Source organism: Yersinia aleksiciae (assembly GCF_001047675.1).
Taxonomy (GTDB): domain Bacteria; phylum Pseudomonadota; class Gammaproteobacteria; order Enterobacterales; family Enterobacteriaceae; genus Yersinia; species Yersinia aleksiciae.
In genome coordinates this window covers 271,194-284,106 of record NZ_CP011975.1, presented here as the reverse complement: position 1 = coordinate 284,106, position 12,913 = coordinate 271,194, and the positions used below count along the sequence as shown (strand labels likewise).

The following is a 12,913-nucleotide window of genomic DNA, read 5'->3' as shown; positions in this document are numbered from 1 at the left end:
TAGACACTTTCGAGTTATTTTGGGAGTAACCCGCGTCCGTTCCTCCCCCTTAGCCGTCCAAGGCTTTTACTGCTTAGTCGCCGGAAGCATACATTGTTAACTAAGTGTTGTGCCTAATTCCGAGAGCAGATCCTGCGATCTGGTACAGCCCCAAGAATTACAGGTATAATCCCACAAATTATCCAACTGGCTTAGAAACGAAGATGACAAAACTCACCTTACAAGAGCAGATGCTAAAAGCGGGATTAGTGACCAGTAAAAAAATGGCCAAAGTCCAAAGAACGGCTAAAAAATCACGAGTTCAGGCGCGTGAGGCCAGAGAGGTTGTGGAAGAAAATAAAAAAGCACAACTTGAGCGTGATAAACAGCTAAGCGAACAACAAAAACAAGCTGCTTTATCTAAAGAGTACAAAGCTCAGGTGAAGCAGCTTATTGAAATGAATAGAATCGACATTTCAAAAGGCAATATTGGTTTTAACTTCACAGATAATAATTTAATTAAAAAATTAGTTGTGGATAAGCTTACTCAAGCTCAGCTGATTAGTGGCCGTCTTGCCATTGCTCGTTTGGTTGTTGATAACAGTGGTGAGAGTGAGTACGCCATTATCCCCGCAGTCGTAGCCGATAAAATTGCGCAGCGAGATGCGAACAGTATTGTATTAAATAGTGCGCTTAGTCATGAAGAGCAAGATGAAGACGATCCCTATGCCGATTTTAAAGTGCCTGATGATTTGATGTGGTAATTAACGTTTTCAAATGGTTAAGTATGAAAAGCCCCTCAGGGCTTTTCATTAAGATTTTATGTTCAGCCAGTTCATGGCGACTTTTGCGTTCAGAATGGGCTGGTATTACGGGCTTTGATCCACTCTTCGCTAATGGGATGAACAAAATGCAGCTCACTGGCGTGCAGCATCAGCCGTGGTGTTTGTTCGGTACCTGGCAGCAGGCGACCGCCATACAGATCACAACCCAAAATAGGGTGGCCCAACAGCTGACAGTGGATGCGGAGTTGATGAGTGCGCCCGGTTTCCGGGGTTAGCTGTACCCGCGTCAATGGCAGTAACGTTTCGTCTTCCAACTCATGATAAAAGCGCTCAACGACCCGATAGCGGGAGCGAGCGGGCTTGCCGTGGATTGCGCAAATTGACATCAACGGGAACAGTGCCGGGTCTTTGGCAATAGCAGCGTCTATCACCCCTTCGTTGTTGTCCGGATGTCCGCAGAGCAGTGCGCTGTAAACTTTGGTCACTGTGCGCTGGCTGAACTGTTGGCAGAGGGCGGCATTGATAGCCTTATTGCGGGCAATCACCATCAGCCCGGAAGTACCGAAATCCAAACGGTGGACGAGGGTGCAGCCGGGGAATATCTGTACCAGCCGATGATGTACCGAATCGAGATTTTGCGGATTTTTCCCCGAGAGGCTGAGTAGCCCGGCGGGTTTATTGATAAGCACCAGGTGATCGTCCTGATAGAGCGTCTCTATCTTGTCATGGCACGGCGGGGCAATAAAGGTATCGATAATCTTAGACATCAGGCGACCCGGATGGAGAGTGGGTGCGGATGATACCGAATTTTAAGCCGACTGACGAATCTGGCTACTGGCCCAATGGCACGACGACCCAACGACGCGACGGGTGGCAACCGGTCAGGCAGATGACTACGCCATTAATTGGCTGATTAGTAAGCTGAACCTGAATTCCCTTTCAGTCAAGACCACCAGAATGACCACCAATAGTTGCGGGTTAAATAAAGATGGTTTGAGCGATCCTCGGCATGTAGTGATCGTTACTATGGTGTTCCCTGTAAGAGAGCGTAGCTAGAGCGAGCATCGAAGAGTCGGCCCGAAGTGGAACTGTATCCAAAGAGATCTGACAGTCTGTTCAGTGCCAAGAGCGGAAGCTGGAGTGCCAGAGGCCCTCTAAAAATTGATGGTTCGTTTGCAGGGATACTTACAGCCGTACTGGCTCAAGTCGGCTCTCGACCAAGCTATACCGGGGCGGTTCAGCTCAGAATCTGGATGAAATAAAGGATCCAGATGCGGATCCAATACCATTTCGACTTCTTATGTAGCAGGTGAAATGGTCAGTTCCAGTATTCATATTTCGCCGTCATTACGGCGTTATGTTTGTCCACATACTGTTTACCTGTCCGATCAGTTGGGGTGATTGTGATATCCATATTGGCGCGTGTGCATTCTCCATGTGAGTTCCACTCCTCGCAGGTGGTCAGATTCTTTTCGATGGTGAAATACGTCTGGGTCTTGCTCAGGGTCAACTCACGGCCCTCGTTATCATAGCCATACTCTTCTATGGTTGAGGGTGATTGGGTTTTGATCAGGCGATGATTGCCATCATAACTATATACAATCGTATTATTATCTATCGCCATACTTCCTTTGCTTGCCGCGCTTGCCAGTAATCCTGATGAATTGAAGTCGTAGTCGATTGTGCCTACTACGGTTTTATCTTTATCTTCCGGTTTTGTGGCCTCGATAACCGAACGATTAACTGCACGGCTGATAATTCCTTTATCGTTAAGCAGGTAAATTCCCTCAAGAGTCTGCCGATATGCCTGCGTGGTTTTCTGACTGTTTTTATCGGCTATGACCCCGTTTGAGTCCACTTGGATACGCCAGCCAAATTCCGTTTTATTCAACTGAATTTCAGAGGTTGCCGTGAAAACTGCTTTCTGGCCTGTTGAGGTTTTGACCTCTTTCATACGGCCGCCAATTAACTCACCGCATTGACTGAAGTTGCTTTGAACCGATGTGCGAAGATACCCATCAGGACTATCAATAGTGATTGATACAGATTTGGGAATTTCAGTTCTTGTCGGCTGGCTCAGAAGGATGAAGTTGTTCAGTTTGTTTTTAGCGAAGATTTCCGCAGTGCATTGTGCTGCATAAGTCTGAAATGTGCAGAGGGATAAGAGAGTAATTAACAGTTTTTTATTATTGAATGACATTATTTGTTGTCCTCATGAACCGATCAGTTATCCAGATTTGGTTAAGTTGGCGAAGTTTTGTTTCATTGGCTGCTTGTTTGGTTTGACTCACTTGTCAATCAGTGGCTTCACTGTAATCTGGCTACATGCTTTGTACAATAAGGTCCGCTCCTCGCTCTGAGCTGACATTCAGATGCCTTAGGCTGGACAGAAGCACTTGAACATCCCGGAACCGCTGGGAAGTAAACTAAAGACGTAAAAAGTTCGTTGTGCGGCCTCAGTGTGCATAAATATGGAGAGTGACAGTTATCGGTTGAAAATTGTTACCTCAAGGATTCATTCATTTTTATTACTGAAAATTATTCAATCTCTGGAGATATTGGAGTAAAGACAGTTACAAATCTCCATGCGTGATCCGTATATTCTGGGAAGTTTGTTGCCCAATCAGAATGTGGTGGTTCATAGTCTTTGCCATAAAGACCAAAAATATCATCATCAAACTCCTGCTTGATAATATCTATAGCTATCTCATCGATATTTTGACCCTCATGGAGTTGGATTCCCTTCTTAATTCCCAATGCCGGAATCTCCAATGTTACGTAACCAAAACCTTTGTCTTTCAGAGCGACCCATATTCGAAATTGCGGTCTGAATTAGTTTCAGATTCAAGCTTAGTACGCAATGCACAATCGATTTTATGTTTTGCGACGCTAAGATCCGCGCTTGTTCCGTGTTCAACCAGCCAATCAATTGAATCAAAATCACTCATGCGATTTACCTCATCAAGCCTGCATTAAAACTCTACTATTAGGCACTGCGAATAGTATCACACAGAATGATGCGGGAATTACGTCACGACAGCTATTTGCCAGCAGCTTGACGGTTGCCCCGGTGCATTGATGTTGGAATGTGTCAGCACTTATTCAACGGGCAGTGCAGATGCAGGGCTAAACTTATCAGCAATGGACAAAATTCATCGCACGTCCAGTCAGGCCATCGCTCTGAGTGTCCCCTGTGTGCCATGAGCGGACGCATGGTCTGGAAGCACAAGACGGAGCCTTCCTGTGCAGTCGTCGGGGAACCATATATAAATAAAAATCCATTAAACAAATGATTCTTGACTTTAACTCTTTGTCACTTTAGAAGAAGTATAAGCATAAAATTTTTTATAAAGGAAGCTGGCTCATGTTACCGCAGGATAGCCTTCAGCAAGAGCTCATTGAATCTATTAAAAAATCACTCACCTTTGATATCCTATATCAAATAATAAGACCTGATATATCAAAATTCATCACTGCCACCTCAAATATATCCTTAAAAGGCCTCGATGATTGGGAACGATTAATTCGAGCGGAGATTTTCTATTCCCTCCGACAGTATAGTCAGAAGGAAAGTGATAATGATTTCCAGCAAGTAGGATCACTTAGATGGATGGACATATGTAGCGCTGATGGCTTCAGACGAGAAAGAGCGCTGAGGACACTATCAGATGGGGCACCAAATAGTTTTTTATTAGCTTTAGTTGTTCGGAAGCTAAATGACTGGGTTCCGCAGGTAAGAGCTGCAGCCCGTGATGCTTTGCCATTGGTTGCTGAAAAATCTGATCCTGAGTTTATTGTTGATGTCTTATTTATAACTCTTCCTTACTGGGATTCCTGGGGAAGAATGGAAGATATCGAGAAAGAGGTGCTCATGAAAGTGGTTTTAATGGAGAAAGTAGCTAATGCTTTAAAAAAACGGCTTCTAACATCCTCATCAGGGCCTGTCGCTACTATATTTGTGCAGGCAGGACGCACAACCGCTCTGGATAAATTTATAGCTGAGATTTCAGAAAAATCAATTCAACCTTCCCTGCGAGCCAAAGCGTATCGTTGTCAGTTTGAAAGTAAATTCGTTTGGGCTGAAGGGCTGACATGGCAGTGGGTTGACAAAGTACATGGCATACAGCGCCGCATCCCTACTTTAAAAGAGAGAGTAATAGCTACAACTCGCCCCTTTATTGATACTTTGAGGATGGCAACAACCGACCGCTCGCCAATAGTTCGGCGTATAGCTGGCGAAATGCTCATAAAAGAATTGGATAATATCGGTGATGAAGCATTTAAGCTGGCAAATATATTGGCTACTGATATATCACTATCAGTAGCAGAACGCGGAAGATATGCATTAGCCGACTTAGAAAAACGAAACTGACCATTCACACACATACATTGGTGTGCCTGTGGAAAATTAAGCGACAACACATATTGTTTTGCCATAGGTGCATCCGTCAACAGCTGTGAGAGCAATTGGTAACTTCCGCTCCTCGCTCATTGCACACGCCCATAATTCGCTCCAAACGCAAAAAGCCCGCTTAGTTTCCTAAGCGGGCTTCTCTAATTTGGCTCCTCTGACTGGACTCGAACCAGTGACATACGGATTAACAGTCCGCCGTTCTACCGACTGAACTACAGAGGAATCGTGTGAACGAGGCGAATAATAGCGGGGTATCAGGGGCGTGTCAAAGGGGAAAAACGTTATAAATGCGCGTTTGCTGAGAGAATGAGCTTATTGGCTTGTTTTTCAGCAAACTTGCTATTTTCCCCGCAAGTTATCCCCCTTGTTAAGCCGCTCACATTATTCCCCTCAGCAAGCTTCGCATCCTCACGCGGATAAGGTATAGTTCCGCTTTTTGCGAAGGTATCATGCTGACTAACTCCTCCATTCGTCTCAATAAATACATTAGCGAGAGCGGTATCTGTTCTCGACGCGATGCTGATCGCCACATCGAACAAGGCAATGTTTTTATTAACGGCAAGCGTGCTACGGTTGGCGTTCAGGTGTCTGCCGGAGATGTGGTGAAAGTTAACGGTCAGATTATCGAGCCGCGTAATGAAGAAGACTTGATACTGATCGTGCTGAATAAGCCCGTCGGTGTGATAAGCACCACGGAAGATGGTGAGCAGAATAACATCGTTGATTTTGTTAACCACAGCAAACGGGTCTTTCCTATCGGGCGACTGGATAAAGACTCGCAAGGGCTGATTTTGCTGACGAATCACGGCGATTTGGTCAATAAAATCCTGCGTGCTGGCAATGATCACGAAAAAGAGTATGTGGTGACCGTCAACAAGCCGATAACTGACGAATTTATTCTCGGTTTGGGCGCGGGTGTACCCATGCTGGGAACGGTGACCAAGAAATGCAAAGTGAAGAAAGAAGCGACCTTTGTGTTTCGTATCACCTTGGTGCAGGGGCTTAATCGCCAGATTCGCCGCATGTGTAAGCACTTTGGTTATGAAGTTACCAAGCTTGAACGTGTACGCATTATGAATATCAGTCTGAAAGGGCTGCCGCAGGGTGAATGGCGTGATTTGACCGACGATGAGCTCATCGAGTTATTTAAGCTGATCGAAAACTCATCGTCCGACGAAAAACCAGCAAAAAAAGCGCCAGCTAAAACTGTTGAAGTGAAAAGAGTGAGCATCAGCGGGCCGAAAAAAGCCGAAAAAACTGACGGTAACGCCGCGTCCCGTAAGCGCTTTGCTCAACCTGGGCGTAAGAAAAAAGGGCGCTAAATGCGACTTGTTACGGTGTCACTCTCACTAACTGACTGTTTTTAACCTCATTACCCGCATCATTGAAATAAATATAATTCAGGGTTACTTCTCCACTGAGTGATGTGGGCTGCTGTTCAAAATGGTACTGGCGATCAGCGAATGGGATCACCATCATGTCCATCTCTTGGGCGACCAGATAGCTTTTCTGCTGGTTTTTCAACTGAATTTGGCCGAAAGAGACATGGTATGGCGTGGGGTTATGGGCCGTGAGAACGTATTCACTATTTTGCTTTTTGAGGGTGAAACTGACTTTTTTCAGCGCTTCGGCTGGTTGTGGCGTTAACCCGTCGGGGCGATAGAAGATCTTCATCTGGGTGTTCATCGCCATCGCCACCTGCGCATGGGCATCAACGTTGCGCCGCGTTTTTGGCGGTATCTCATACAAGTTTAGCCAATACACTGATTCCCGATCGCTGGGCAGGTTATCCCCTTTATTGATAATGCGCAGCCCTTGAGCCGCGCCCGGCTGCATTTTAAAGACCGCCGGTAACACCATAAAGGGTGCTTTGCTCTGATCCGGTGTGCTGTCCACATCACCATCATCAATCCAGGTCTGTACCACCACCGGATAATCATTGGTATTCGCCAACATTAGCGTGCGCTCGCGTGACTCAGGTTGATAAATCATGCGTGTCGCCCCTGCGACTAAACCGGCCATAGCGTGCGGATTGATGAGGAGCATCAGTAGCAACAGACAAAAGTATCTCATTGTATTTTCACCAAAACGTAAGCTGTGGCATCAATTTTACCGGCGGTGGGGGTGCCGTTAGGCAGTTTTTTCAAGGTGGCGATGAAGTGATGAGAGTAGTCGTTATAACCCGCGGCACTGCTGCCATTGGCGTTGGCTCCGGTTAAAATGGGGTACCAACCGGCCGCGCTGGCACCGGCGACACAGTTGCTGACACATCCACCCCAACCAACAAAATTCATTGCCGCGCCATTGCTGTCACTTAAGCTGATCCCCACCCCAGTGGCAATGCGATTATCGGTACCATAATGGTCGGAGAGCAGATAGCTCACGCCGCCTGCCGCGTTCACCAACCCTAAGCCCTGCGCTTTTAGGTAGCCCGGCAATGAGGTTTGGATACCCAGCGCCGTTTGTCCGCTATTAATGCCCGATTCGGTACCAGATTGGCATTCGATATCCACCGTAATATCAGCGCTGCGTGTTTGGTTATCGTTGAGTTCATTCACGGTGATGATCGGGAAAACCACATAAGGCGTGACGTTGCGCACCACGCAGGTATTTTTACGTGTCAGGATGGCAACTGGCGAGGTATTCATGCCAAACGCCATATAGCGCCCAGTTCCCCAGGTTTGATAATTGGTCGCTGAATCATACCCAGCCTCTGGCACCGGCATACCGGGGCCTTTGAAAACTACATACCCGTTGGGTTGATTGCAGGTGTAGCTGCCGGAGTAGTTATCTGCCGCAGGCCCTGGGCATCCCCAAGTGGAGGGGCCAGGGTTGCGATCCACTGAACCCACCTTTTTTAATTCAGCGCGGATCTGGCTGAAATGCTTGCCTTTAATCTGAATTTTATTTCCAACTACATCGAATTTCTTCAGCGGCACTTGTTGCCAGATGCGGCTGAATTCAATACCTGAATCGACATGAATCAATTTCAATGCGGTATAGGGGAAAAAGGTCTGAAAATAGTTATCCCCCATATTGGTGTAGCCGCCGACATTACTGTCGCCGTTGGTGGCAAAGACTTCGAAAAGACTCTCTTTATCGGCGATATCGCATTCATAGATAACGGCTTCGGGATCTGCCCAGAAACGGGCGGGGACGAGGCTCACAATGCTAGAGGCCAGAATCGAATCGACGGGCTGAATATAGTTGCTCGTCATATTGATATTGCCTAGCTGCAATGAAGCGCCGTAGTTATCGCCGCCAATATTGGCACCTTTCCAGACACACTGCGCATAACTGGGTAACGCAACGCTCAGTAAGCCGAATGCCAAAAATAATCCCATACACTGAGAGAAAAGGGGGCGGCGTCGATCTAGCGTAGCGCGGCGGGTCGTCATAGGATTCATACTGTTTCTCTGATTCAAGGCTGAGTCACGACACACAAGGCATCGAGTTTATAAAGCTGCTGATCGTTCTTGGGCGTGCCTAAATCGTAATCAAGTTTACACCGCTCATCGGCGGCATCCCCCCATGCCAGAATCAGCGTCCCACGAGGGTTTTCCGCTCGTAAGTAGGCTTGGCTGGCCTGTCCGACCATGCCAACTTGATGTTCCTGACTGTTGTCATCATGTCCGTTATCGGCACTGCCGTCGGTGCTATACACCACCGTGCCCATCGGCAGTTGGCTACCATCGGCGAGTCTGACGCTAATCAACACCGGATATCCACTCAGTGTGCGGAAAGTCACTTTCACCGTCGAACCGGCATAAGGCGCTATCTGCCGCTCGCCGTCTTGCAGCTCAGTATTGAAGTCCATCCCATCGGGATCGAGTGTAATGGTGTTGTAGCGATAGGGCGTCAAGGTAGGCACCAAGGCATAGCCAAAGTGGTCAATACGTGCACCTTGCCCGTACATCACTTTGGCCCCACTGGCCCCTTTGGCTTCGATTAGGGCAAAGGTATCGCTCAGGTACGGCCCCAACGTGACCCCGCCACTGTGGAAAGCGGCCGAGCCTCGTGCACTGGCCGATCCCTGCCAATAACCGGGACTACTGGATGCACTGCCGCTCAGGCTGGTTACGGGTAACCGTTTTTGTAAACTCCCGCTAAAGGTGTTCTCTTTGCTCTGCTCACTGCGGGCGAAATCCATGCTGTAACTGGCCGACTGGTCATCCCCCATCACCCCTGATAATGATGTTTGATAGCTGGCACCACTGGTTTGGCTATGGACCGCTCCGGCGGAGATATAGGGCGCTCGTGGGCTACCGCCCAGCGGGAATGAGATGGACATCTGCACCACCGTTTCGCTGACGCCGAGAAGATTGGCGCCATTTGCCGCTGGCATACCACTGCCGGGATCGACAAAGTAAATTTCATTGCTGCCGCCCCCGGTTTTTTGTTGCGAAACCGCCAGGTTGAAGCTGGTATCACGCCACAGGGTATTGGCATAACCTAGCTGCAACTGCGTATCCCGCTTGCGATCATTGCGGTAATCCTGCGAGGAGGCGGTCAAATAGAGCGAACCGTAATGGTTAAAGCTCTGATTAAGCGAAATTTCAGCGCGACTGCGCTGTTGGTAAGTGCCGGAGCTCCAGACTTTGCTATGGCTGGCGGCCCGAACGCCTAATACATCGCTCAAATCACGGTAGCCCTCAGTTGAGTAGCGATAGCCCGCCACCGAGAGTGTGGTGTTGGTGGCTTCAAAAGTGCGGCTAAAAGCAGCTCGCGCCATCCAGCCACTCTGTTGCTCATCATCAGGCAAATTGGCTTTCGAATAAGTGACATCCAGCCCTAACGCGCCAATATAGTGGGTAAAGACGCCTCCTAGCATGAGGGCTTGATAACCGGGGGCCAGACGTAAACCGCTATTTGCCGTAATGGCGTTACTGACGCCACGCTGATAGGTCAGCTCACTGAAGAGTTCATGATTGCCTTGATCACGGACCTTGCCAGCCGCAAAACTGTAGCGGGAGTACCCCGGTCGCAATGACTCAGGCACTGAAGAGAAAGGCACCTGAAAGGTACTCAGGCTACCATCAGCTTCTTGAATTTCGACGGTTAAGTCACCACCGAAGTTGGTGGCTGAGAGATCATCAAACTCAAATTGCCCCGGTGAAACCGTGCTTTGGTAAATGGGCCGACCATTCTGATAGACCGTCACTTTGGCGTTGGTTCTGGCAATGCCGCGCACCACAGGAGCGTAGCCACGTTGTGATTCAGGCAGCATGCGATCATCGGTTGCCAGCGCGATGCCGGTAAACCCCATGCTGGAGAAAAACTGACCGGAGCTGAAGGTCTCACCGGCGGTCACTTCACTGCCAATAGAGGGCAGTGCGCGCTGGCTATACAACCGGTTTGAGGTCCAGTTCGCCCCGCGAATCTGGTCATAACGCAGGGAACCTTGCTGACGAAAACGCCACATCCCCGCATTGATGCCATTGGTCAAGCTCAGATAGCTCGAATCGGTGGCGCGCTTAATCCCATCTTTGTTATAGCCCACGTGATATTGGTTGAAGTTGTAATTGCTAAAACCAATAGTATCGCCCGAAGTGAGATTCCGCGGATCGACATAGCCCCGTGGCATATTTTTAACAAATAGCTGCGGAACCGACAGGTCAAAACGTAATTTGGCGTAATCAAAATGATAATCGCTGGCAGGCAGAATTGTTTTGAAATCCAGGCATTCATCGTCCAAATGGGCACTTTTCAGTGCCGCTTCTTCTACGCCCGCCTGAAGCAACTGGGCACCTGACAGGCAGGGAACAACGTCATCACCTTTGGCGATAAATGTCAGTTCAACACGATCGACAAATTTGTTGTTCATATAGAGATCAACTTGGTATTTTCCTGCCTCATAACTATCTTTTTTGTTGAAGCGAGAGATAGAGCCTAAGCCGAGGGAGGAACCGCGGATTAGCGCATCCTCAAACACGTATTCGTCTTGATTATGTTCATCCGCTGCTGACAGGCTATGACTGACTAACAAGCCGTGCGTGAGCAGGCAGGATAGCCAAGAGGCAAACCTCACTGGCTATCCCTACGCCTGAGTCGATTCTCGATTATCATCAGGAGGTCGATTACAAATGATAATTGCAGGGAATGTTAGTGCCATAATCGTTGACCACATTCAGCGTCAGCAATTCGCCTTTTTTTGCCTTTACCCCAGAGGGGAAGGCTAAATCGGTGGTTGAATTGGGGGCAAACATTTCACTGGTGGCAAACGAAATGGTTTTCCCATTGCTGACCAATTTGGCATCACGCAGGCTGATATAATAACCCGTTGGATTATGTATTTTGACTTTATCACCGGTCACACCCTCTAGCGTGACTTGGATTTTTTCACCTAAGGTATCGACGTTCTCTTTTAATGCCGCAGGGCGGTAAAAGACCTTCAGCCGATTATTTACGATCAAAACCAGTTTGTTTTCAGTCTGCTTATCTGCTTTTAATGCGGGGATCTGCAAAAAGTTAAGATAGAACACTGATTCACGATCTTTGGGCAAGTTACGCTCAATATATGACAGCCGTATCACTTGTCCACTCTGGGGTTCCATACGAAATATCTGTGGTGTCAATGTAAAGGGAACATCACTTTTTGCTGGTGAAGACTGATTATCGCCATCATCCATCCAGAGTTGGACTAAATTGGGGTAATCATCTTTATTACTGAGCTGCAATACTTTCTCCCGCGTACCTTCAGGATAAATAATACGAGTCCCTGTCATGACAACACTGGCTTTGGTCCATAAGGGTACGCCGCTGAGCAGCAACAACGAGCAGGCGATAATTTTGTGGGCAGTCAGTGTCATAGCGCTTACTTATCCTTGGTTTTTCCTGGTTTATTTAGGCTCCGTTACCGGTTGGCCAACCTTTTCATGAAACAGTCCGGTTTCACGAATAGTTAGGGATAGGTAATCGCATATTGAGCAGAGGCAATGACACTCCCTGCCGTCGCACGACCTTCTTCCGTAATATATTGTGCTGCCAGATCTTGTGATGCTGATGTTGCGCCCGCGACCAATGTGATACCGGGGACTTCAACACTGCCTCCAGACATACGAATTGGCGCACCCTTGGTATCAAGCAGCTGAATTGCCACGTTTTGTGCTGTACCGACATTGCCCAGATTACCGGCGCTCGTCACGTTCATTCCCTGAAAAACCGAGCTAATTTTGGTGTCTTGAATGGCAATGTTGCAGCCGGTGAGATTAATCGTGAAATTGGTCTTGCCCGCAACCGAATTAACTTGGTTCAGGTTGCTGGTTGAGACGGTGGGTAATAAAACAACTGGGGTGTTTGCTGTACCATTAATATCAACCATGCAAGTCTGTTCGGCCACTTCGCCCTGAAACTTAATCGTGTTATTTGAGGTCGCTGCCAATGCCATGCCCGGTAGGGCAAGTAGCATCAACGCCATTAGAGTTTTTCCCATGTAATTCCTACTTAAATTTATGATTTATATTTTGGCAAACACGGACCTTTTGCATTCAGCGAAATGAGCGATCATTAAGTTGAATAGAATTAGCCGTTATTTCGATTTTTCTGTTCAGTTTTTGGGCCGATGCCAGTGTAGGGGGAAATGGAGGTGAGTTGAATGAGATGCGTCCTTGTTTTATATCCGAAATTTCCCACAAATTATGTAGGAACATATCCGATGAAAAATAGAACAATAATAAAATTGTTTAACTTCATTGTGTTAGGGTGTTTATCATGCTTGATGACAGAATTAGACTTT

General features: G+C 47.7%; 11 protein-coding genes and 1 tRNA gene. 3 read left to right on the top strand and 9 right to left on the bottom strand.

The window, feature by feature from the left end; all coding sequences use genetic code 11:
* The first annotated feature begins 203 nt into the window (after nucleotides 1-203).
* Nucleotides 204-743: a DUF2058 domain-containing protein gene (locus ACZ76_RS01465; RefSeq protein ID WP_048616153.1), complete on the top strand. Its 540-nt coding sequence runs from the start codon at nucleotides 204-206 to the stop codon at nucleotides 741-743.
* Between the two features lie 89 nt (nucleotides 744-832).
* Here ACZ76_RS01465 and ACZ76_RS01460 read toward each other — a convergent pair whose 3' ends face one another.
* The 3 genes from ACZ76_RS01460 to ACZ76_RS01450 all read right to left on the bottom strand — a co-directional run bounded on the left by ACZ76_RS01460 (nucleotide 833) and on the right by ACZ76_RS01450 (nucleotide 3,521).
* Nucleotides 833-1,531 carry an RluA family pseudouridine synthase gene (locus ACZ76_RS01460; protein WP_048616151.1) on the bottom strand — a complete coding sequence of 233 codons (699 nt, stop codon included), beginning with the start codon at nucleotides 1,529-1,531 and terminating at the stop codon, nucleotides 833-835.
* Between the two features lie 551 nt (nucleotides 1,532-2,082).
* The gene (locus ACZ76_RS01455) at nucleotides 2,083-2,964 is read right to left on the bottom strand and encodes a hypothetical protein (protein ID WP_048616149.1); all 882 of its coding nucleotides are present in this window, start codon (nucleotides 2,962-2,964) and stop codon (nucleotides 2,083-2,085) included.
* A 338-nt stretch (nucleotides 2,965-3,302) separates the two neighbouring features.
* The gene (locus ACZ76_RS01450) at nucleotides 3,303-3,521 is read right to left on the bottom strand and encodes a hypothetical protein (protein WP_048616147.1); all 219 of its coding nucleotides are present in this window, start codon (nucleotides 3,519-3,521) and stop codon (nucleotides 3,303-3,305) included.
* Nucleotides 3,522-4,128: 607 nt separating this feature from the next.
* On the opposite strand from ACZ76_RS01450, the gene ACZ76_RS01445 reads away from it, so the two are divergent.
* Complete coding sequence (locus ACZ76_RS01445; protein WP_048616145.1) at nucleotides 4,129-5,136, top strand: hypothetical protein; 1,008 nt, start codon at nucleotides 4,129-4,131, stop codon at nucleotides 5,134-5,136.
* A gap of 188 nt (nucleotides 5,137-5,324) precedes the next feature.
* On the opposite strand, the gene ACZ76_RS01440 is transcribed toward ACZ76_RS01445, so the two are convergent.
* Nucleotides 5,325-5,400, bottom strand: a tRNA-Asn gene (locus ACZ76_RS01440).
* Nucleotides 5,401-5,627: 227 nt separating this feature from the next.
* Here ACZ76_RS01440 and rluF point away from each other — a divergent pair.
* Nucleotides 5,628-6,500 carry a 23S rRNA pseudouridine(2604) synthase RluF gene (gene rluF / locus ACZ76_RS01435; RefSeq protein ID WP_048616143.1) on the top strand — a complete coding sequence of 291 codons (873 nt, stop codon included), beginning with the start codon at nucleotides 5,628-5,630 and terminating at the stop codon, nucleotides 6,498-6,500.
* 10 nt (nucleotides 6,501-6,510) lie between these two features.
* On the opposite strand, the gene ACZ76_RS01430 is transcribed toward rluF, so the two are convergent.
* The 5 genes from ACZ76_RS01430 to ACZ76_RS01410 all read right to left on the bottom strand — a co-directional run bounded on the left by ACZ76_RS01430 (nucleotide 6,511) and on the right by ACZ76_RS01410 (nucleotide 12,610).
* Entirely contained in the window at nucleotides 6,511-7,251 is a 741-nt protein-coding gene (locus tag ACZ76_RS01430; RefSeq protein WP_048616142.1) for a fimbrial biogenesis chaperone, read from the bottom strand.
* Nucleotides 7,248-8,585 (bottom strand): fimbrial protein, encoded by a 1,338-nt coding sequence (locus ACZ76_RS01425; protein ID WP_048616140.1) that lies wholly within the window; start codon nucleotides 8,583-8,585, stop codon nucleotides 7,248-7,250. The genes ACZ76_RS01430 and ACZ76_RS01425 overlap by 4 nt, the downstream gene beginning before the upstream one ends.
* A gap of 14 nt (nucleotides 8,586-8,599) precedes the next feature.
* Nucleotides 8,600-11,206 carry a fimbria/pilus outer membrane usher protein gene (locus ACZ76_RS01420; RefSeq protein ID WP_048616138.1) on the bottom strand — a complete coding sequence of 869 codons (2,607 nt, stop codon included), beginning with the start codon at nucleotides 11,204-11,206 and terminating at the stop codon, nucleotides 8,600-8,602.
* A gap of 49 nt (nucleotides 11,207-11,255) precedes the next feature.
* Nucleotides 11,256-11,987 carry a fimbrial biogenesis chaperone gene (locus ACZ76_RS01415; protein ID WP_048616136.1) on the bottom strand — a complete coding sequence of 244 codons (732 nt, stop codon included), beginning with the start codon at nucleotides 11,985-11,987 and terminating at the stop codon, nucleotides 11,256-11,258.
* Between the two features lie 92 nt (nucleotides 11,988-12,079).
* Nucleotides 12,080-12,610 (bottom strand): fimbrial protein, encoded by a 531-nt coding sequence (locus ACZ76_RS01410; protein ID WP_048616135.1) that lies wholly within the window; start codon nucleotides 12,608-12,610, stop codon nucleotides 12,080-12,082.
* Nucleotides 12,611-12,913: the final 303 nt, after the last annotated feature.